Origin of the sequence: Paenibacillus daejeonensis DSM 15491 (assembly GCF_000378385.1) — a bacterium.
GTDB lineage: Bacteria > Bacillota > Bacilli > Paenibacillales > Paenibacillaceae > Paenibacillus_D > Paenibacillus_D daejeonensis.
In genome coordinates, this window is the sequence record NZ_KB899660.1 from 613152 (window position 1) to 635377 (window position 22226).

Annotated in this window: 21 protein-coding genes; 1 reads left to right on the plus strand and 20 read right to left on the minus strand. The window is 49.5% G+C overall.

Annotation, left to right across the window (positions count from 1 at the left end; all coding sequences use genetic code 11):
* Positions 1-59: 59 nt before the first annotated feature.
* From F556_RS0109810 to F556_RS0109830, 5 genes are all read right to left on the minus strand, one after another.
* Positions 60-1001, minus strand: coding sequence for a carbohydrate ABC transporter permease (locus F556_RS0109810; protein WP_020616768.1), 942 nt, complete (start codon positions 999-1001; stop codon positions 60-62).
* Between the two features lie 22 nt (positions 1002-1023).
* Positions 1024-1974 carry an ABC transporter permease gene (locus F556_RS0109815; protein ID WP_026297210.1) on the minus strand — a complete coding sequence of 317 codons (951 nt, stop codon included), beginning with the start codon at positions 1972-1974 and terminating at the stop codon, positions 1024-1026.
* A 100-nt stretch (positions 1975-2074) separates the two neighbouring features.
* Complete coding sequence (locus F556_RS0109820) at positions 2075-3757, minus strand: extracellular solute-binding protein (RefSeq protein WP_020616770.1); 1683 nt, start codon at positions 3755-3757, stop codon at positions 2075-2077.
* A 117-nt stretch (positions 3758-3874) separates the two neighbouring features.
* The gene (locus F556_RS0109825) at positions 3875-5632 is read right to left on the minus strand and encodes a sensor histidine kinase (protein ID WP_020616771.1); all 1758 of its coding nucleotides are present in this window, start codon (positions 5630-5632) and stop codon (positions 3875-3877) included.
* 24 nt (positions 5633-5656) lie between these two features.
* Positions 5657-7216: a response regulator transcription factor gene (locus F556_RS0109830; RefSeq protein ID WP_020616772.1), complete on the minus strand. Its 1560-nt coding sequence runs from the start codon at positions 7214-7216 to the stop codon at positions 5657-5659.
* Between the two features lie 254 nt (positions 7217-7470).
* Between F556_RS0109830 and F556_RS0109835 the strand changes: the two genes are divergently transcribed.
* Positions 7471-8259: an alpha/beta hydrolase gene (locus F556_RS0109835; RefSeq protein ID WP_020616773.1), complete on the plus strand. Its 789-nt coding sequence runs from the start codon at positions 7471-7473 to the stop codon at positions 8257-8259.
* A 94-nt stretch (positions 8260-8353) separates the two neighbouring features.
* Here F556_RS0109835 and spo0A read toward each other — a convergent pair whose 3' ends face one another.
* From spo0A to F556_RS0109910, 15 genes are all read right to left on the minus strand, one after another.
* Positions 8354-9163 (minus strand): sporulation transcription factor Spo0A, encoded by an 810-nt coding sequence (gene spo0A, locus F556_RS0109840; RefSeq protein WP_020616774.1) that lies wholly within the window; start codon positions 9161-9163, stop codon positions 8354-8356.
* 282 nt (positions 9164-9445) lie between these two features.
* Positions 9446-10768, minus strand: coding sequence for a SpoIVB peptidase (gene spoIVB, locus F556_RS0109845; RefSeq protein WP_026297212.1), 1323 nt, complete (start codon positions 10766-10768; stop codon positions 9446-9448).
* Positions 10769-10888: 120 nt separating this feature from the next.
* Entirely contained in the window at positions 10889-12589 is a 1701-nt protein-coding gene (gene recN / locus F556_RS0109850; RefSeq protein ID WP_020616776.1) for a DNA repair protein RecN, read from the minus strand.
* Positions 12590-12801: 212 nt separating this feature from the next.
* Entirely contained in the window at positions 12802-13260 is a 459-nt protein-coding gene (gene ahrC / locus F556_RS0109855) for a transcriptional regulator AhrC/ArgR (RefSeq protein WP_020616777.1), read from the minus strand.
* Between the two features lie 23 nt (positions 13261-13283).
* Positions 13284-13742 (minus strand): hypothetical protein, encoded by a 459-nt coding sequence (locus F556_RS0109860; protein ID WP_020616778.1) that lies wholly within the window; start codon positions 13740-13742, stop codon positions 13284-13286.
* A gap of 217 nt (positions 13743-13959) precedes the next feature.
* The gene (locus F556_RS0109865; protein ID WP_020616779.1) at positions 13960-14790 is read right to left on the minus strand and encodes a TlyA family RNA methyltransferase; all 831 of its coding nucleotides are present in this window, start codon (positions 14788-14790) and stop codon (positions 13960-13962) included.
* A 21-nt stretch (positions 14791-14811) separates the two neighbouring features.
* Positions 14812-16707: a 1-deoxy-D-xylulose-5-phosphate synthase gene (gene dxs / locus F556_RS0109870; RefSeq protein WP_020616780.1), complete on the minus strand. Its 1896-nt coding sequence runs from the start codon at positions 16705-16707 to the stop codon at positions 14812-14814.
* A 117-nt stretch (positions 16708-16824) separates the two neighbouring features.
* Positions 16825-17727: a polyprenyl synthetase family protein gene (locus F556_RS0109875; RefSeq protein ID WP_040716310.1), complete on the minus strand. Its 903-nt coding sequence runs from the start codon at positions 17725-17727 to the stop codon at positions 16825-16827.
* An 8-nt stretch (positions 17728-17735) separates the two neighbouring features.
* Positions 17736-17993 (minus strand): exodeoxyribonuclease VII small subunit, encoded by a 258-nt coding sequence (gene xseB / locus F556_RS0109880; RefSeq protein ID WP_020616782.1) that lies wholly within the window; start codon positions 17991-17993, stop codon positions 17736-17738.
* A complete protein-coding gene (gene xseA, locus F556_RS0109885) occupies positions 17980-19350 on the minus strand; it encodes an exodeoxyribonuclease VII large subunit (protein WP_020616783.1) in 1371 nt (456 codons plus the stop codon). Before xseA ends, xseB begins: the two co-directional genes overlap by 14 nt.
* A gap of 2 nt (positions 19351-19352) precedes the next feature.
* A complete protein-coding gene (folD, locus tag F556_RS0109890; protein ID WP_020616784.1) occupies positions 19353-20213 on the minus strand; it encodes a bifunctional methylenetetrahydrofolate dehydrogenase/methenyltetrahydrofolate cyclohydrolase FolD in 861 nt (286 codons plus the stop codon).
* A gap of 23 nt (positions 20214-20236) precedes the next feature.
* Positions 20237-20686 (minus strand): transcription antitermination factor NusB, encoded by a 450-nt coding sequence (gene nusB / locus F556_RS0109895; protein ID WP_020616785.1) that lies wholly within the window; start codon positions 20684-20686, stop codon positions 20237-20239.
* A gap of 113 nt (positions 20687-20799) precedes the next feature.
* Positions 20800-21030, minus strand: a complete 231-nt coding sequence (locus F556_RS0109900; protein ID WP_020616786.1) for a DUF2273 domain-containing protein — start codon at positions 21028-21030, stop codon at positions 20800-20802.
* A gap of 14 nt (positions 21031-21044) precedes the next feature.
* Complete coding sequence (gene amaP, locus F556_RS0109905; protein ID WP_020616787.1) at positions 21045-21605, minus strand: alkaline shock response membrane anchor protein AmaP; 561 nt, start codon at positions 21603-21605, stop codon at positions 21045-21047.
* Between the two features lie 91 nt (positions 21606-21696).
* A complete protein-coding gene (locus F556_RS0109910; RefSeq protein WP_020616788.1) occupies positions 21697-22107 on the minus strand; it encodes an Asp23/Gls24 family envelope stress response protein in 411 nt (136 codons plus the stop codon).
* Between the last annotated feature and the right edge of the window lie 119 nt (positions 22108-22226).

Sequence of the window (22226 nt, forward strand, 5' to 3'; positions counted from 1 at the left end):
ACAGTATACCCTACCTGGCAGCCCAGTCAACGGGGTTCTTTTGTCTGGATTTGTCAGGATCAGCCTTTGACCCCGCCTACCATCATACCCTTTACAAAATACTTCTGTAGAAACGGATACACCATAATGATGGGTACACTGGCTACAATGGTCATGGTGGCCCGAATCGAGAGTGGAGTCACCGTGTTGGCATGGACGTTGCCCGAGCTTGCAAAAGCATCGGCTGCCGTGCGGCTCGTCATCGAAGCATTGGAATTCTGCAGAATCTTCTGCAGCTCGTATTGCAGTGTACTCAAATTAGGATAAGAGGAATTGTACAGGAACACATCAAACCAGGAATTCCATTGGTAGACCGCGGTGAACAGTGCTACGGTTGCAAGCACCGGCACACATAACGGCAGGATGATGCGCATAAAGGTCGTATATTCCCCCGCGCCGTCGATGCGGGCTGACTCGATGATACTCTCTGGCAAGCCGTCGATGAAGGAACGGATAATAATCAGATTGAATACACCGATCAGTCCAGGAATGATATACACCGAGAAGGTGCCAATCAGATTCAGCTCGCGAATCAACAGGTAATTCGGAATCAATCCGCCATTGAAATACATGGTGAGAATAAAAGCAATCGTTACAAATTTGCGAAGCACATATTCCTGCCGGCTCATGGTGTAGGCCACCATAGCCGAACAGAACACGGTTAGAACGGTTCCGATTACACTGCGCAGCACAGATATCATGGTGGCGTGCATAACGCTATTTTCTTTGAAAATATAAGCATAGTTATCAAACGTGAACGCCCGGGGGAAGACGGTGATGCCGCCCCGGATCGAGTCCGTCGCCTGGTTAAGGGAAACAGCCAGCGTGTTGATAAATGGGTACAGCGTAACAAGCATCAAGATGAACAGAAATGTATAGTTGCAGATGTCAAAAATACGGTCTTCCCGCGAGGAATATCTGCGGAACGTCTTTTTCGCCTTGCTAGTTGATGCAGCAGACATAGTGCTGGCCTCCTTTCTCTGGTTAGAACAACCGCGCTTCTCCCATTCGCTTGGCTAGATGGTTGGCGGCGAACAGCAGGACGAAGCTGACGACGGTCTTGAACATGCCCGCTGCTACCGAGAGCGAGAAGTTGCCTTGCGCAATCCCGTACTTCAGAACGAAGATATCAATAACCTCGGAATAATCGACATTCATTCCGTTCCCCAGCAAATATTGCGGCTCAAAGCCAGCCTCCAGCAGATAACCAATCTGCATAATCAGCAAAACAATAATGACAGGCTTGATGCCTGGCAACGTAATATACCAAATGCGTTGCAGTCGTGACGCGCCATCTATTTCAGCAGCCTCATATTGGGCTGGATCGATCATAGTCATCGCTGCCAGGTAGACAATGGTATTCCACCCAACATCCTTCCATACCGATGCAGCACCGAATAATCCCCAGAAGTATTCGCCAATCCCGAGAAACAGGATTTCGTTGCCTTTGTCGATGATGCCCGCCCAGAGGAGCAGCTGGTTAATCGTTCCGTCAGGCGACAGAGTCGATTGGACAAGACTTGCGGCTACTACCCAAGAGATAAAGTGAGGCAGGTAACTGACCGTTTGAACGACCCTTTTATACACGATATGTCGGACTTCATTGAGCAACAGCGCCAAACCGATCGCTGTCACAAAACCAAGCACGAGGTTAATAAAACTCATCGCTAGTGTGTTGCGAAGGACGCGTAGGAAGCGTTCATCCTGAAACAGAAACTCGAAGTGTTTAAGCCCGGCCCATTGTTGATCAAAGAGACCTCTGGCCGGCTTAAAATCCTGAAATGCAATCGTCCAGCCCCACAGGGGCACATATTTAAACACAAACAACCAAATGAGAAAAGGAATGGACATGTAAACCAGGGAACGCTGCCGAAACAGTTTGGTCCAAAACCCAGCCGGTTTTCCTGCCGCCGTCTTTAGGGGTGACGTTCCCACAGGGGTATTCTCCACTTCAATCTACTCCTTCCGGCTTGATTCGCCAAGGTACGGTGTCAGGCGACCTGCGGCCGCCTGCCCGTCCTCTCTTTACAATTGCCTATCCATTCTGTTCGATCAGCTTTTTAACTTCTTCCGTCGTCCATTGCTCATACGCTTCAGTGTCCAGCTTGCCGAATTCGGTCGTATACTCTGTCCAGATCGCCTCAAATTCTGCTGGTGTCGAGAGTACCAGTCGAGGGAAGTATTTCTTCGTCAGCTCCTCACGCTGTGTCTCCCAGAGCTGTTGCGGAGAGCCTTGCTCTTTTGGAATGCCCCAAGCAGGGAACCAAGGACGGTCGTCCGGAGCCGCGAACATTTCAGCATACGTTTGGACTCCATATTCCTCAAGAATTTTCTTGTCGCCTTCCGTCAGACTCATTTGGAATACCTCTGGCTGTTCACCAGGTCCAAGCGAGTTGCCATCGGCAAAGGTCGAGCCGCCGCCGTAACGCGGCCAGTTCCAGCTGTAATATTTAAATCCGAACGATTCATTAAACGCTTCGTCGATTTTGTTGATTTGCTCCTCTGTGCGATACATACGGCCTTCCTCATTGCGTTCGTACGTCTCGCCTTCAATACCCCACATGACAAGAGCCTGGTTCTCATCCGTCAACAGATTATCGAAATATTGAATGATGCGCTCGGGATTTTGTGCACTTACCGTAATCCCGATGCCTCTGTTTTTAACAAAGCCTGGAGGGTCCAGGTATTGGTCTTTTTGACCATCGAAGGTTACCGGAAGCGGGAAGTAACGGTAATCATCCTGCGATGGATCGGCAATAGCAGCATCCCTCAGTGCATTAGTGGCATTGCCAATCTGCCAGCCGTAGTCGAAGAATCCGAGGACTTTGCCGGATGTCAGTTTAGCCAGGTATTGATCGTAGTTGTCTACGAACGAAGCTTTGTCGAACATGCCTTCTGCGTTCAGATCATTGAGCGCCTTCAGCCAGCGCTTCGTGGAATCAGTAGCTGCATAGACTTTAGCTTCATGTGTATCCATATCAACAATGACATTGCCGTCATTTGGATAGCCTTCCAAGTGCATTGGCGGATTCGAAGTGGCAAAGAAACGCCAATCATGCGTCAGGGCTACAAATCCTGTCAGATCTTCACCGGAGTGCTTGGCCCGAAAATCTCTAAGCAGATCGAAGTAATCGTCCAATTTGCGAATTTCTGGGTAACCAGCTTCTTTCAGAACCCGGCGTTGGACCCAGAAGGCGCCTTGGTTAATATTAGGATCCGGCACAAATTCATTCACTAGGTTAGAGAAGGGAAGGAAATAAATATTGCCATCTTCCGCTGTCATCTGATTAAAGTATGGGCCATAGACGCGTTGGATGTTCGGTCCATGCTCCTCAATCAGATCATTCAATGGAATAAAGGCCCCTGCATCCAAAATTTTATCGATCGCGGCATCCGGGATGAGAACATCCGGATACTCATTGGAAGCAATCATCGTGCCGATCTTTGTATTAATATCCCCAACGAGATGCTCTAGTCGGAAGTTAACCCCTGTTTGTTCTTCAAGAATTTTACCGATCGTCGTTTCATTCGTATTGACATCCTTTGCTGCACCAGCCGCATTAAATATGGTGAAGGAAGCTTTCTCTACCTGCTTTTCACCGTTATCTGGGGTGTCAACTCCAGCAGCCGGCGGGTTGCCGTTGCCATCGTTGCCGTTGCTGCAGGCTGTGGCGATCATCATACCGGCCAGCGTCAGCATCAACCATCTTTTGTTCATTGGTTTTGCAATCCCCTTTCGAATTCCTATATTATTTGTAAGCACTTTCAGTATAATTTGAAAGCCATTTTCAGGGCACCCGATAAACTATATGCCTTACTTAAAAAAACAAATATGTTAGTCGTTATCTGGAGGTATATCCGGTAATTTCAGTCTCACTTCCGTGCCTTCGCACGGTTCGCTGCTCATTTCGAACGAAGCACGGTCCCCATAATGCATCTGAAGACGGTAGTATAAATTCTTCAGTCCAACGTTGTCTCCAATTTCTTCGCCGGTATGAAGCGACCGCATGAGTTCCTGCAGCCGGGTTTCTTTCATTCCAACACCGTTATCCTTGACCGTGCACAACAGAAATCCTTCGGAGCGTGCAATGGATATTTCGATCCGCCCCGCCTGTTTCTTTGGTTCGATTCCGTGAATGCTTGCATTTTCAACAAGAGTCTGCAGAACCATCTTCGGAATTTTACACATTTCAGCTGATGCATCAACCTTCAGATCATACTCCAGCTTGTCTCCAAACCGGTACACTTGGATTTCCAAAAAGCATAGCACCAGATCCATTTCTTCTTTAATGGACACCCAATCCTGATTCCATTGGAGCGATTTGCGGAAAATTTTCGCCATATTATGAATGATCCGGGCGGTCTCATGCTCTTCTTTCATCAGGCTTCTTGTTCTAATTGTTGCCAGCGCATTAAACAAAAAGTGCGGGTTGATTTGGCTTTGCAGCGCGTGCAGCTGAGCTTGATTACGTTTGAGCTCCAGATCCTTCTTCTGAATATCAGCGACATAGACGTCATCAATCAGTGTTCCAATCTGTCTGGTCATCCGGTTGAACTCACTTGTCAGCTGTCCGATTTCGTCACGATGATCCCCATGCGCAACCGTTTCGAACGACCCGTGCTTCACCTGCTTGACATGCCGGACCAAGCGCACCAAACGCGTACTTAGCGAGTGGGTAATCCAGATAATGACGAGTGTGGTCACCAATAAATTAGAGATAGCCAAGTACAGCACAAACGATTTGGATTTACTCACTTCCTCCAGCACCGAATATTCGGCGACCGCGAGTACAATTGACCAGTTGCCCAAATTGTTGACTCCGGCGGGATGCGTAAAGGTAATCACATCTTCAGCAAGTAAAGAAGGCTCAAAAGCGACCGGTTGGGTCATCCACTCCAGGTCGCTACGGTCCGTATATTGAATTACGTTATCCTCGTTCAGCAGATAGACGTCACCATCAAGGGTCGCAGAACCGACAGCTTGACGGATTGCATTCTGATGGATGTCGATTTTGACGATTTTACTCCAGCGTTCAAAATTGCCCAAGTAATTTAATTTGCGCACAATGCTATAATTGTTCTCAACACCAAAGGCGCCCTGTTCCAAATGACGGACAATGATGGCATGGCTGGAACTGTTTAATTGACGGTACCATGTACTCTGCTTCACTTGTTCGGTAATGGGCAAGACGTATCCACCGCCGATAATGGTCGGGTTGTCCGTGTATAGCCGGATCTGCTTGATCGAATTATAAGCCGGACTATACTTGTTCAGAATCCAGAAGACGTTGGTGTTATAGCTGTCCACATATTCATTATCCGTCAAGTACTGACGCTCCAAGCTTTCATTGAGAAAATAGTCGGTATTCAGCACTTCGGAGATACCAATCGCAATCTCGAATTGGTCACGGAGATCGTTGGCTACCTTTTCTGCTGTCAGAGCCAAATCCTGCATTCGCTGGGCTTTAACATTATTGGAGATAACTTGGTAGAAGATCACATTGGTCAATACAATGGGGATCAGCACACAGAGAAAATAGATAAGCAGCATTTTATCGCGCAGCTTGACGTGGTTTAGGCTTAGTCTGATCATACACATTCCTCTTGGTTCGGATTTTTAGGATTTGGCATGTAGCTCATTACGGTATTCACTTGGCGTTTTATGAACTACTTTTTCGAACTGGGTGACAAAATAATCAGCATTGCTGAATCCGACTTGATCTGCAATTTCATACACGCGCAATTCCGTTTGTCGCAGCAGCCGCTTCGCTTCCCTCATCCGGGTTAGCAGGAGAAAATCGTTAAAATACATGCCTTGCGTTTTCTTGAACAATTGACCCAGATATACAGGGTTCATGTAGAATTGAGCTGCAATGGTCTTCAAACTGATGGACTCATTATAATGCGTTTCTATATACTGTCGGATTTTTTGGATATTGCCCTTGCCATTTACACGACGCAGCTCACCGATTAAGCGGATGCTTTCTCCCATGAACTGAACAACGATCACCTTTAATCCATCCAAAGTGACGGGCGACTGTGCCCATTCATTCATTGCATGGAATGAGGGTACCTCTCGCACGTCCCCCTGCATCGCCTCTACAATTCCGGCTACGCCGTAGAGCATTCTCGATACTGCCCGATTGACTGCCGACTCGGCATAATGTTGATCCCGAAAGCTCACAAAAATACAGTCCAGCAGTTCAGTAGCCGTCACTAGCTCCTGTTCCTCCATCGCTTCTAGCCACTTGCGAAATAACCGGTCTTCTAGATCGCTATACTGTAACGATACGCTCTGCATCGCCTCAAAAAGAAATGGCTGCTGTTCCGGTACGGCATATTTGTAAGCCCTCATCTGAGCAGTATTCCGATAAGAATCATGCAGCTCGGATGCCCCGCTAACCCTTCCACCCGCATAGACATAGACATGGTCCCCAAATGTTTCCCTTAGACGGTGATAGAAGTTGACCAGCCTGGACTGCCAGCCCGATTTGATCAGTTCCTCTTCAGAAAAGCTCATGACCAGGGCATATAATCCGGAGCGGCGTTTATGAACGTAGATGTCTCCGGCGCCATATTGGCGGCAGATTAAATCCTGTACCTCTGCCGAATGACAGGTGACACCAGTGAGCATATCGCAATTGTTGAATTCTATTTCTACATATCTCATCTGCGACCCATGCAGCTGGAGAATTTCCTCCGCTTCTGTGGCAACGCCAGGCGGCATCCTTCCATTTAGCAGCTGCTCAAAATAAAACTGTGCCTGAACCCGGCTCCGTTCCGCGTTCTCCTCACTTTGCTTAGTTAACACTGCATTTAATTTGGCAAGAAGCTGCTCCATTTCATCTTCATCAATAGGTTTAAGAATAAAGTCTTCCACCCCGAACCTTACCGCTTGCTGAGCATATCTGAAATCGTTATAACCACTAACGATGACGAAGATCGGTTTGGCGGCCGTCTGTTCTTTGACCGCTTGAATTAACTGCAGGCCATCCAGTTCCGGCATCCGGATATCGGTGACAACCAAGTCTGGTGAGGTCTGCTCGATAATATGAAGTGCTTCTTCCCCGTTGGCGGCCTCGGCAACGATATCAAATCCATGTTTTCTCCAATCGGTAAACTGCTTCAGACCCTGTCGGGCATAGATTTCATCATCAACCAGCACCACTTTGAACATGTTGTCCCCTCCCCCAGTCGTAACCGCTTTCAATCAGTATAACTTAATTCTTATCGAGATTGACTTTAGGAAGTATAGAAAAAGCTTTGTTAATTATAGGCATGCATGCGACAGGTTTCTTTTACTATACAACAAGTTAGACTTGGCAGTAACCACATATGAGATCGTTTCAAAAAAAACCATGTTTTCACAGGTTGCTCCCGTACATTCCTCCAGTTACGATAGACAAAATGAATGAATCAGGGGGATGCACGATGAATGAGAAGCTTCAAGCGCAATGGAATACAGCTCCGGAAGGTTTCGACCAGCCGAAGGAATCAAATCATCGCGGTTCATTGAATCCTATTGAATATCCTTCTTCCACCGTAGGCATAAAACGTAAAGCAGTTGTGTATACACCGCCAGGGTTTTCAGAACAAGCCTCTTATTCTGTATTGTACTTGCTGCACGGCATTGGAGGAACCGAACGAGAATGGATGGACCATGGATGCCCACAACAGATTCTAGACAATCTGCATCTCGGAGGCGCACTGTCGCCCATGATTGTGGTGATGCCCAATGGACGGGCAATGACAGACGACAGGGCAACTGGCGATCTATTCGAGGCGTCGAAGCTTCAAGCTTTTGAAACGTTTGAAAGCGACTTGCTTCAGGATCTTATTCCCTTTATCGAATCTACCTATCCTGTTCATACGACCTCGGCGCATCGTGCGCTTGCCGGTTTATCAATGGGTGGCGGGCAAGCATTGAACATTGGCTTGCAGCACACCGACCGATTTGCATGGGTAGGTGCCTTCTCACCAGCACCCAATACACGAGAGCCTGAGGTACTGATTTCATCACCGGAGCGTCTGGTTGAGGATCTCTCGCTACTCTGGATTTCTTGCGGATTGGATGACCGGCTCAAGCCAATCAGTGACCGAACCCATCATTATCTTGAGGAGATTGGGATTCCGCATCTATGGATTGAGGAAGCAGGCGGGCATGATTGGGAGGTCTGGAAGCGGGATTTGTATCATTTTGCCCAGCGTATTTTCAAATAAGCCCAAAAAAAATGCCGCATCGCGAAGGCGGGAAGCCTGCGCGATGCGGCATTCAATGGTTATTATTGACCTTAACAGGTCAATCCTTGCCCTTTCAAGACACCTTATGCTCGATCCGCAGCTTATCAGCTACCATGGCAATGAATTCAGAATTCGTCGGTTTCGACTTACTGATATTAATAGTGTAGCCAAACAGGTGGCTGATGCTGTCGATATTGCCACGCGTCCAAGCCACCTCGATAGCATGGCGAATGGCACGTTCGACGCGGGATGGCGTCGTTTTGAATTTTTCGGCGATTGCTGGATACAAGGTTTTCGTAATCGCACCCAAAATTTCGATATTATTGTAGACCATGGTGATGGCTTCCCGCAAATATTGGTACCCCTTAATGTGAGCAGGTACGCCAATTTCATGAATAATGCTGGTAATGTTGGCATCCAGATTTTTTCCCTTTGCGAGAGGGACGACATTGGATTTAGGTACACTGCTTGTGCTGAAACCAGAGCTGGAGGTGACGGAAGAGTTGCCAACCAACTGACGAATGCGGTTAGCCAAGATTTCCATATCGAACGGTTTCAAGATGTAATAGGAGGCGCCCAGTTGTACTGCTTTTTGAGTAATGTTCTCTTGGCCAAAGGCTGTCAGCATGATGATTTTGGGCATGCTCGGCAAATTCATCTCACGCAGGCGTTCCAATACACCAAGTCCATCTAAATGGGGCATAATAATATCCAAAATGAGAACATCAGGTACCTGTTCCATCTCCTCTAATTGACGCAATACTTCTTCTCCGTTGTATGCAATACCTGTAACCACCATGTCATTTTGCTCAGAAATATATTCTGATAACAAATTTGTAAACTCCCGATTATCATCCGCCAATAGAACTTCAACTTTTTGCAATGGTTGGTCCTCCCTTAAGTTCTGATTTCCACAAGGTGTGAATCTGGATGAGTGTTAGATAAACGCAGAATATGGCTGCGTGTAATATGCCAATTTCTTCTGCTCGTACTACACATTTTCGACACCTGTGATTGAATTCCTTCTGTCGAAAATTATTTTTCTTTATTTTTTTTTTGCAATGCTTTATAATAAATATTTTATTCCATGGCTCGTCTTTTTTCGTTTCGATTCCTTTTTTTTCGACAATGAAGCGCGAATATAAAACAAACTCAAGGCGGGCTATTAGCTCGCCTTGAGTTTGGAGGTGGATGGACCAAGAAGCACGCCTGCGTCTTGCAGCATCCATTCAATGAAGCAACCATACCCGGATGTAGGGTCATTGACGAACACGTGAGTGACTGCCCCAATCAATTTGCCGTCCTGCAATATTGGACTGCCAGACATCCCTTGAACAATCCCGCCTGTTTTCTCAATCAGCTGTTTATCGACGACTTTGATGACCATACCTTTGGTTGCTGGAGACGACTGTTTGGATACATGAGCGACTTCGATCTTGAACCGCTCAACCTTTTGACCATCAAGCACAGTCAGAATCTCCGCAGGTCCTTCCTTTACCTCTTCAGCAAAAGCAATCGGTACCGGCTTGACATCATAGCTGTGTGATGGCAGTTCGCTCATCTGTCCAAAGATACCAAAGGCTGTGTTCCGCTTCACGTTCCCGAGCACTTTACTGCCTTTGAGAAAGTGAGCCCGCTTCTCTCCCGGTTCACCATGTTGACTTTTGTTAATGGACGTTACATTGGACTGTACGATTTCCCCGTCTCCGACTTCAATAGCCGATTGGGTCTCCATATCCGTAATGACATGCCCTAATGCTCCATATACCCCTTGATCAGGCGCATAGAAGGTCAACGTGCCAACTCCCGCAGCAGAGTCCCGGATATATAGACCAAGTCGCCAGGCTTGATCCTCTACATCAAAGACAGGCAGCAATTGTTTGTTCATTAACTGCCCTTTCCGCTTAATAACAAGATCGAGCGGTTTGCCAGCCGTTCCGGCCTTCTTCACAACGTCCGCAACTTTAGCCACTTCATTTAAATGAATCCCATTCACTTTAACAATAAGATCCCCTACTTGAATTCCGGCTGCTTCGCCAGGCGATAGCTTCTGGTCCGCAGCTGCAACCTGATGGTGACCTACAACCATGATTCCAGCTGATTTCACTTTGACTCCAATCGTCTGACCTCCAGGGATGACCTTGAGATCAGGAACAACATTGACTTTGACGGTCTTGAAAGGAATCTTACCGAATAATTTCAAGGTCATAAGGGTCTGACCGCTCCCGTGGGGCTCCAGTGCAAGCGGTTGGTTCAAATTCACTTGAACGGAACGATCCTTCGATCCATTGACGCGGACGACATCCGGGTCGACCGTAAGCTGGGCATGCACAGGCATGGCGTAATCAAGCTGCCGGAGTTGGCCCGCAAACAAGCGAAGTTCATTCGGAAAAGATGCAAAATGTTGAAACGGGGAGGAAAGTCCGATTAGGCAAACGATGAGAGCCAATGCCAAACCGAACCAACGCTTTCGTTGACTGGAGTTCAATGATTTCACGCTCCCTATGGTTCCATCGCATGACGATGCGGACACCGCCAATGGCGTACCTATAAGGTAACCCCGCCAACACCCTTTTATGTCCCACAAAACATTCCCGAAATGGCTTCGTTAAGCCCCTTTTTGCCGGATTGCAAGATCCAACATTTCCTGTGCATGATGCCGCGTCTTTTCGGTAATCTCGACGCCCCCCAGCATTCTGGCCAATTCCTCGATACGACGAACCACCTGCAATTCCGTCACTGATGTGGAAGTGCGCTCTTCAATGATGTTCTTGCAAATTTCATAATGATGATCTGCCATACAAGCAACTTGTGGCAGATGCGTGATCGAGAAAACCTGGCAGCGCTTGGATAAGGCAGACATTTTCTCGGCAATAGCCTGTGCCGCGCGGCCACTAACCCCGGTATCGACTTCATCGAATACAAGCACAGGTACCAAATCAATGCCAGCGAAAATGGCTTTCAGGGCCAGCATGATCCGTGACATTTCGCCCCCGGAAGCGATCTTGTTCAGAGGTTTTGGCGGTTCACCCGGATTTGGAGCGATCATAAAGACAGCTTCGTCAGCACCTTGTGCAGTCAGACGCACCGTTTCACCAACACGCAGCTGATCCAGATGGACATGAAACGAAGTACGCCCCATTTGTAGCTGCTTGAGTTCGGCTTCAATCGCTTCAGCCAAACGTACCGCAGCATGGCGACGCAGCCCGGATAGAGTCAAGGCTTGGGACATCGCTGTATCATAAGCCGCCTGTTCTTCCGAACGAAGCTGCTGCAGATATTCATCGCGATTCTCCAGTTTGTCTGCCGTCTCGGTGATTTTCTCCAGGTAAGATAGAATCTCGGGAATACTTTCACCATATTTGCGTTTAAGTGCATGAATCAGATCCAGCCGCTCTTCAATCTCGGATAACCGCTCTGGATCCGCCTCAATACTATCCCGATAGCTCCTAAGCTGGAATGCGGCATCCTCAGCCTGATAAAAAGCCGATTGTAGCTGTTCGACCAAGGGATCCAGTACCGCGTGGTCATAGGCTCTGATGTCTTCTAGGCGGGCTAGAGCCGTACCTAAAGACTCCAGACCCCCAGCAGCTTGCAGCAGCGAATAGGCTTCTGCTGCATGGTCCAATCGTTTCTCTGCATGCGTTAGTTTGCGTTTGTCTTCCAGTAAACATTCATCTTCCCCAATCACCAAGGCAGCGGCCGTAATCTCTTCTATTTGAAATTTATAGAGATCGAGCATCTGCATGTTCTGACGGGCGCTATCCTCAAGCTCTCTCAGCTTCGTTCGTATCTGCTGATGCTTGCGATACGCGTTCTGGTATTGGCGTTTCTTCTCCATCAGCGGATTTCCTGCATAGAGGTCCAACCACTCCAGATGCTTCTCCGTCTTGATAAGGGACTGGTGCTCATGCTGACCGTGCAGATTGATCAGACATTCCCCAACTTCTCTGAGCATCGTCAGATTGACAATCTGGCCATTAATTCTGCTGACACTCTTGCCATGCGCCGAAACCTCGCGCCTGATGATGAGGAGTTCAGATGGGTCACCCGTAATGCCTTGATTAGAGAGGACCTCCCATACCGGATGAGCCTCAGGCAGGTCAAACATGGCTTCGATCTCTGCCTTATCGCATCCATGCCGCACCATATCAGCCGAGCCACGACCGCCAGCCACCAGCCCCAGCGCATCGATTAGAATAGACTTGCCTGCGCCTGTCTCTCCCGTCAAGACATGAAAGCCCTGGTGAAAATCAACGACAACGTGCTCGATTACGGCCAGATTTCGAATGGACAATTCCCGAAGCATGTTAACCTCTCCTTTACTTGTAAGGTTGTTCAAAAAGCTCACTGTTGATCACGAAGTATACCTAAGTAGCAAATTCGACGTCGAATATTGAATGCAGTCGGAACTTCCGGTGCTCACGTAGGTTTACCTACGCTCCGCTCCTCATTTCCTCCTGCCTCCAATCTTCTCGGTGCTGACCACTGAGCCTTTTGAACTCTCACTATAGAAACAATTTACGATTCATGATTCATCAAAGCGAGAATCCGCTCCACAACTTCACTGCTATGCTCAATCTTGCGGCAAATAATTAGAATTGTATCGTCCCCGCAGATGGTACCCATTATTTCTTCCCATTCCATGTTGTCAATCAAAGATCCGAATGCATTAGCCGTACCTGGAAGACTCTTCATTACAACCAGATGATCCGTGTAGTCGATATGAACGAAATGATCCAATAATGCGCGCTTCAGCTTGTGAATTGGAAATGAGCGTTGCTCCTGTGGCATCGCATATTTGTAAACGCCTGATTCAGTAGGCACCTTAATTAACTGCAATTCCTTGATATCTCTTGATACTGTCGCTTGAGTAACCTGCATCCCGCTGCTGCGCAGCATATCGACCAGCGCGTCCTGCGTCTCGATATCATGCTTTGCGATCAGCTCCCTGATCTTGATATGCCTGTAGCCCTTCATGCCCTTCCCCCGTTCTGTAGGTGTCATTCATTCACATGAAACGTAATTGTACGGATGCCGCCGTTCTTGGCGTCCACATACAATATACCGGCGCTGTGGGGTACCAGGAGAGCGTAGACCAGAAGACGATCTCTGACGCCGCTGCCTGTCCAGTCCATGGGCATACGATCTCTGGCCGTCTTGACCAGATACAGCTCGCTGCCCTTCTCTGCGACATAATCAATGTAGAGCCTGCTGCCGAGCAGCTCTCCGTCCAACCCGACGCTCACCGGAATTCGGTGTCTGGCCGAGCTCACGGTATAGCCAGCGGTTTCCAGCAGCCTAACGTTCTCATCTGAGGCATCCGGCTCCTCTCCCCCGTCCAGCAATACTAGCCGGGAGGTCACTGGCTCATGCAGCCAGGTATAGAAGCGCTTGTAAACCCAAATGACAAACAGCAGGCCAACCACAATCATGACAAACCAGTCGCTGTAATTGCCCATTCCCCACCGCCTCTTTCGTGAATGGATGTACCATACACTTCGATACGGGTTTGTAAAAATCCTGTATATCCACTAACGAACGTTCGTTCCTGAGAACATTTGTTAGCGAACGCTTGTTTGCTTCGCTATCAGTGTACCAAATTGTTGCCCGGATGGCTATACCCAAAATAAAAAAAAACGATGCGTTTTTATTCTCGCATCGTTTCTGTCATTCTATTCATTTCTTGGCGCTGGAGAATGCCTCAGCTGCTTCCTTGACCACAGTGGCAATCTGAATTGCGTCGGGAGCAATGACATCCCCGCCCGGCAGCCAGTGCCAATAGGCCAAGAATTCAATGTTGCCTTCTCCACCCGTAATCGGTGAAAAAGTCAGACCCTGCAATGAGTAACCCAGCTCCGAAGCATAGCCGAGTACCTGTGTCAGAACTTCCTCATGGACAGAGGACTCACGAACGACTCCATGCTTGCCCACCTTTTCCCGCCCGGCCTCAAACTGCGGTTTGATAAGCGCCATCACACCCGAATGCTTGCCAATTAAACCGCTAAGTGCAGGCAAAATAATGCGGAGTGAGATAAACGACACATCAATCGTAGCAAATCCGGGTGCTGGCCCCTTTAAATCCTCGGGTTGCATATAACGGAAATTGGTTCGCTCCATCACACATACACGCTCGTCTTGGCGCAGAGACCAATCCAGCTGATTATAGCCGACATCGATGGCATATACATAAGACGCGCCATGCTGCAACGCACAGTCTGTAAAACCACCCGTAGAGGAGCCAATGTCCAGCATTGTCAGACCTTGCATATCAATTGAAAAATGCTTCAGTGCTTTTTCCAGCTTAAGGCCACCCCTACTTACATAAGGGTGAACAGAGCCTTTCACTGTTATTGTAGCCGTACGAGGTACCTTTGTACCGCTTTTTTCAATGCGTTCCCCGTCCACTAGCACGAGGCCGGCCATTAATGCAGCTTTGGCCTTCTCCCGGCTCTCATAAAATCCCTGCTCAACAAGCAAGAGATCAATTCGTTCTTTCAATATCGTCATGTTGTTCTCCTGGTCCGTACCTTACTGCGTAGATACGCTCTTATGCTGGCGAGGCATCAGTTTTATCAACTCAGCAGCCACGCGCTCACCAGTAAGTCCCGCATCTCTACGCTGTTCCTTGATTGAACCGTGCTCAATGAATTCGTCCGGAATTCCGATAATGCGGACGGCCATATCGTGAATATCACGTTCCGAGTAGAACTCCAATACCGCACTGCCCAAGCCGCCGTGTTGCGCTCCCTCTTCCAATACAACGACCCGTTGGCCTTCATTAGCAAGCTGCAGAAGCATGGATTCGTCAAGCGGTTTAATGAAACGGGCATTGATGATTCGGATGCTGAGACCATCGCGCTTGAGCAGCTCTGCAGCTTCTTCAGCTACTTGCAGCATTGGCCCTACAGCTACGATAACGGCTGATTCACCCTCACGAATCACATCCCATGTACCAATCGGAATTGGAGCCATCGTCGCATCTATGTCTACCCCTGTACCACTTACACGCGGGTATCGGACAGCAATCGGACCATCATCATAACTCAAGGCTGTTTTCATCATGTGACGCAGCTCATTCTCATCCTTGGGCATCATAAGTACCAAATTCGGGACATGCCTCAAAAACGGGATATCGAACACGCCATGATGGGTTTCGCCATCTGGTCCGACAAAGCCTGCCCGGTCGATGGCAAAGACGACATTAAGGTTCTGTCTGCAAATATCATGAACGACCTGATCATACGCACGCTGAAGGAAAGTCGAGTAAACCGCAAAGACCGGCTTGAGTCCTTCCATGGCAAGCGCAGCCGACATGGTCGCAGCATGCTGCTCGGCAATGCCCACATCAATCATTCGACCTGGGAAACGCTCAGCAAATTTAATCAGACCCGATCCGCCAGGCATCGCAGGTGTTACTGCGACAATCCGGTCATCTTGTTCGGCCAGTTCAATAAGCGCTTCACTGAACACTTGGGTGTACATCGGCGGACCAACAGCTTTTAGCACTTGGCCGGATTCGATTTTGTAAGGCGAAATACCATGCCATGTATGGGAGTCCGCTTCAGCAGGCTTATAGCCTTTGCCCTTGGTTGTCAGGACATGAAGCAATACCGGTCCATTAACATTATTGGCTTGCAGGAATGCCTCTTCCAGCTTCTGAAGGTCGTGACCGTCGACTGGTCCCAGATACGTCAGTCCAAATTCCTCGAACAGGACGCCAGATACCACCATATACTTCAGACTATCCTTGACACGCTCTGCCGTTTTGGCAAGCTTGCCCCCGATAGCCGGTATCCGGTTAAGCAAATATTGCAACTCGTCTTTGGCTTTCTTGTATGTCTTGTCGGAACGAATCTTGCCAAGATAATTATGAATGGCTCCGACATTGGGAGCAATCGACATCTCATTATCATTCAGAACAACAATAAGCTTGCGCTTTTCGTGGCCGATATGGTTGAGCGCTTCCAGCGCCATTCCGCCCGTAAGTGCACCGTCACCAATAACGGCAACGACTTTGTGGTCTTCCCCTTTTAGGTCACGAGCCATGGCCATACCGATTGCAGCAGACAGAGACGTACTGCTATGTCCGGCTTCCCATACGTCATGCTCGCTTTCCGACCTTTTCACAAAACCGCAAAGGCCTTTATATTGGCGCAGCGTATCAAACCGGTCCATACGGCCGGTCAGCATTTTATGAACGTAGGATTGATGCCCCACATCAAAAATAAATTTATCTTTAGGACTGTCATACAAATAATGCATGGCAAGTGTAAGCTCGACTACGCCAAGGTTGGGGGCCAGATGACCTCCTGTGGCCGAGAGCTTTTCAATTAGAAACTGTCGGATTTCCCCAGCAAGACTCTCCAATTGTTCTAGCGAGAGCGCCTTTAAATCCTTTGGTTCGCATATTTGTTCCAGCAGCACGTGTTTTCCTCGCTTTCCTGGACTGAAAACACTGATGTCCATGAACGTCTGACTTTTTTTCAGCTATTATAGCACACTTCTATAATAAACCCAATCTGCAGGGCAAGAACCATGTCATTAATGGTCGCGCCGCATCAAATAATCGGCGATTTGCTCAAGGCGCGCAGGTTCACGAAGGTCGGCACGGGCCAGCGAGCTTTTGGCCTCGGCTGTCAGTTGCTCCACAAGCTCCTTGCTCTTGTCGAGTCCAAGCAGATAAGGGTACGTCACCTTGTTCTGGGCTACATCACTATTTGTTTTCTTGCCAAGCTTCTGCTCGTCCCCAATAAGGTCAAGGATGTCATCCTGGATTTGAAACGCAAGACCCAGCTTGCGGCCAAACTCGGAGAGGGCATCCAATTGGCTCGGGGTAGCACCGCCAACCCGGCCGCCTGCCAGCAGAGTAAAGGCAATCAGGTCGCTCGTCTTGTGCAGGTGGATATATTCCAGATCTGACAGTGAAGTGATGCCTTGTTCGCCAAGCACATCCGCTGCCTGTCCTCCTACCATGCCAGCTGCTCCCGACAGATAGGCGAGATCCCGGGTAATGGCCAGTGCCGCTTCGGCCGTGACCATTTCGTGCTCCGCCGCAGTGGTGACACAGTGAAACGCATGAGTCAGCAGCGCATCGCCTGCCAGGATCGCCATTGCCTCTCCGTATACTTTATGATTGGTGGGCTTGCCGCGGCGAACATCATCATCATCCATCGCCGGCAGATCGTCGTGGACCAACGAATAGGTATGCACCAGCTCTATGGCGCACGCAACAGGCAGCGCTGCTCGTTCCGCTTCATCGTAGCCGCTTGTCGCTTTGGCGGCTGCCAACACTAGGATGGGCCGCAAGCGTTTACCGCCTGCGGTGATCGAATACATCATCGAATCACGCAGCTGTTGAGGAAAATCCCAATCGGATGGCAGGCTATCTTGCAGCGCCTGCTCGATAATTTTTGCTTGGTCTGCTAAATAATCCTGAATCGTCATCAGCTGCTTCACGCCTCTTCCCCTTTGATTTCGCCGGCATCTCCAAACGGTTGGCGTTGCAGGCCGTCCTGTGTCTCAATCAGCGCCTCAATTCGACGCTCCACCTGCTCCAGCTTGCTACCACACAACTGTGAGAGCTTCATGCCTTCCTGAAACAGCTCAATTGCCGTTTCCAGAGGCACATCACCGCTCTCCAGTCGCGTTACAATGGATTCCAGCTGCTCCATAGCTTCCTCAAAGCTTACCACATTCTCACTTGTCTCCATGTTCATCCTCCGCTCCTCTCATCGACCATACATGACACTCCAGCTGCCCGTCGGATAGATTCACCTGAACCATATCCCCGGGCTGAACATCTGTGATCGATCGGATCAACCGCTCTTGCTTATCGTCATAGACCAGACTATATCCCCGAGCCATAACCTTGAGCGGACTAAGCGCATCCAATCCCCGAATGACGCCTTGAAGCTGCATACGACGCATTCGCTGGATGCCTGTCATGCTCTGCTCCAGCTGACGCTTCAGAGAGCTCAGGCGTTTGCCGGCATAAGTCGCTTGGGCACCTGGATGCTGACCGGCCAGCCTGGCACGAGCACGTCCCAATCGTTCTCCAGAAGCGCTAATCGTGCGCAAGGCTCGATGATTGAGCAGCTCCCGCAGACGATCAAGCCGCTCTGCCTGCTCCAGTAGGTAGCGGCGCGGATGAATTAGCACTGGAGATCGGCGCACACGGGCGAGCCGCTGCTTGTCCTGTTCCAGCCGCCCGCGAAGCGAGTGCTGCAGACGCTGCTCCAGACGCTGAAGCTGCTGCCGCAGCTCCGACTGATGAGGAACAGCAAGCTCAGCAGCCGCCGTAGGCGTAGCGGCTCTCAGGTCCGCCACAAAATCCGCAATTGTATAGTCTGTCTCGTGGCCTACCGCCGAGATTACAGGAATGCCAGAACCAGCGATCGAACGGGCGACCGTCTCTTCGTTGAATGCCCATAACTCTTCCAGAGAACCGCCGCCTCGTCCGACAATAAGCACATCTACCTCACCGAGCCGATTCATTAATTCGATCGCACGGACAATAGACGGAGCCGCTCCTTTGCCTTGCACAAGAACAGGTGCCACAAACACCGGGATTACCGGATAGCGCCGCTGCAGCGTAATGAGAATATCCCGCACCGCGGCCCCGGTTGATGAGGTAATGACGCCGATTGCCTTTGGGAAAGCAGGCAGCGCGCGCTTGCGCGTGTTGTCGAACAATCCTTCTCCCTCAAGCTTTTGCTTTAACTGTTCATAGGCCAGATACAAGCTGCCTAGTCCATCCGGCTGCATCTGAATGGCATAGAACTGATAATTGCCGTCTCGTTCGTAAACCGATACGTTGCCGCGGGCAATAACCTTCATGCCCTCTTTCGGAATGAAGGGAAGACGCTGATTATGCGAACTGAACATGATGCACTTGAGGCGGCTGTCTTTGTCTTTGAGCGTAAAATACATATGACCGCTCGAATGATGGGTGAAATTGGAGATCTCGCCCCGCAACCAGACATCGGATAGCAGCTTGTCCGATTCCAGCTTCATCCGGATATAACGGTTCAGCTCTTTGATGGAATAGATGCGCGGCTGTTCGGCCATGACTATTCTCCGATACCGTTCAGTCGTTTGGCGGCCTTCAGTGTATTACCGAGCAGCATGGTAATCGTCATTGGGCCAACGCCCCCCGGCACAGGCGTAATCAGACCTGCAGTTTCCAGGACATCGTCATAATCTACATCTCCTGCAAGCTTGCCGGTTTCCAAGCGATTGATTCCCACATCAATGACTGTGGCCCCAGGCTTGATATAAGACTTGTCGATCGCTTTCGCCTTACCGATGGCGACGACCAGAATATCAGCCGTGCGGGCGATTTCTGCCATATTGGCTGTACGGGAATGGCAAATCGTAACCGTCGCATGCTCACGCAACAGCAGCATGGCGACTGGCTTGCCGACAATGTTGCTGCGGCCGATGACCACTGCATGCTTCCCAGCAATTTCGACGCCGGAGCGTTTCAATAATTCGATACAACCAGCTGGTGTACAAGGCAAGAGACTTTCATCACCGATTACGAGATTGCCTGTACTCACTGGATGAAAGCCATCAACATCCTTTTCAACCGCAATGGCGTCGATGACGGCTTTTTCATCAATATGCTTTGGCAGAGGAAGCTGCACCAAAATGCCATGGATGGTCGTTTGACGATTCAAACGGTCAATTAACGCTAACAAGTCGGTCTGTGTTGTGTCTTCCGGCAGCCGGTGAACCTCGGAGTACAAGCCCAGCTCCTGACAAGCCTTGTCTTTGCTGGCTACATAGACGCGCGAAGCAGGGTCCTCCCCAACAAGTACAACGGCAAGTCCAGGTGTGATGCCCTGACTGTGAAGCTGTTCTACCTCCTGCCTGATTTCTCCACGGATGTCGGCGGATATTGCTTTCCCATCAATACGTTGTGCGCTCATAACCAGTCTCCTCTCATACAAGCTTATTTCTGTTTCAGTTGATCCAACGCTCCGAGCAGTTTACCCAATACACCGTTGACAAACTTGCCAGATTCATCTGTTCCGAAATGCTTGGCCAGTTCAATGGCCTCGTTCAGCGCCGCTTTTGGCGGTACGTCTTCGCGGTATACCATTTCATAACAGGCGAGCCGCAGAATCTGCCGGTCCACGCGGGATAATCGGTCCACTTGCCAGCCTGTCAAAAACTGCTGCACCATATCGTCGATCGTCTGGCGCTGTGCGATAACACCCTCTACCAATTCACGAACATAAGCATTAATCTTGGCCGTTTCCCCGGGTGCCGCGCCCATTTCATTATCCTCCTGCGCCGCTTCCTCCATCAGCATATCCACTGCGTCCGAGGCGTTGACCTCATTCATTTCCATCTGGTACAGACTCTGTACCGCTATCTCACGAGCCAGTCTCCGTTTCATGGGACCTCCTTGATTTCTCAAAAATACATACGTAAGTAATACCCTGGTTTGAACCCAAAAAACCTATGACTCCCTCCCTCTGCTGCATCATCGGAAGGAGGAAATCACAGGATTTATTTGAACCAGCGCCAGCGATCCGTCAGCCAGTCCGTTATGCGTCCCCAAGGTATCATAGGCGGGGCCGCTTCGTCCTTTTGCTTGCCAAAAAAATAACCGATCCACAACAGCAGCGCTACAAACATCATGTCCCAGAATCCAGTGAACAGGTAGATCATTCCCAGGAATACAGCGATCGTCATCCCCGCGATCCGTCCCCGGTACTGCAGCCAATATTCCCTCCACATCGGCTTCACCACCCCTATTCAACACGACTCTTGAAGGTCTGGGTCTGGATGATATTAGCAATAAACACGGTAACATCAGCAACCGGAATGCCAGTCACTTCCTCGACATGCTCTTTTACAGCCCGCTGAATGTCTTCGGTTAATACCGGGATAGAACTCTCTCCATCCACAATGGCCCGCAGCATAATCTCAAGACCAGCATCGGCAATCCGGATTCTCGCTTTGAGATCCTTGACTCCTCTTTGCTTGCCTGCGGCCTTGAGAGCCAGATTCTCAACCGTTTCCATTGAAATCCGGATATCGCCATACTCCGTGCGCTGGTCAATGGATTGGCTTGCGGCATTGCCCCGTTTGACCGAGACATAGAAAAAACGCAGACTGATCAGGAACACAATCAGCGAGATCGCAATTAGCGTAGCGGGCAGCCACACTTGGTTGCCATACAGCTCACGGACCCACATATTCGTTACCGATTGGGGAATCCAACGAGCGCCCAGCGCCAAGATGATGACAGAGAGGGCACCGACGATGAGGCTGTAGAAAAATAAGAGAAGCCTGTCCATGATTTTAATCAACCGTCTGCCTCCTCAAATGAAAAGCCCCCCTTGTGCCGAGCTGGCAAGCCCTTCACGAGGGGGGATCCTAAGATGTCCGGGTGCGAATGCGTTACTTCAACCGGTTTGCGGTCGCTTCGTCATCCTCCAGCTTGTCAGCCGCCTTGAAATGAACGTCATGAATATGCACGTTGACCTCTACGACCAATAGCCCGGTCATCGTCTCAATGGAGCGCTTGACACTCTGTTGAATCTCGGAGGCAATGTCGGGAATACGGTTGCCGTATTCTACAATGATGGACACATCGATTGCCGCTTCGCGCTGACCTACTTCAACCTTTACACCCTTGGATAGGTTCTTGCGGCCCAACAGCTCGGCAATGCCGCCAGCAAATCCGCCGCTCATGCCAGCCACCCCAGGCACCTCTATCGTAGCCAATCCGGCTATCACTTCTATGACTTCAGGTGCGATCTGAATCGTTCCCATGTCGGTTTTCTCATAATCCGCAGCAATCGTACTCATACCAATCTACACCTCCCATAAAATGCGGAACCCTAAGGCTTCACGCAGAGCTTATCCGCTTCTTATTCTCTATACTATACCATTTGCCAAGAATTATGACAAACCGGACGAATTGTCAG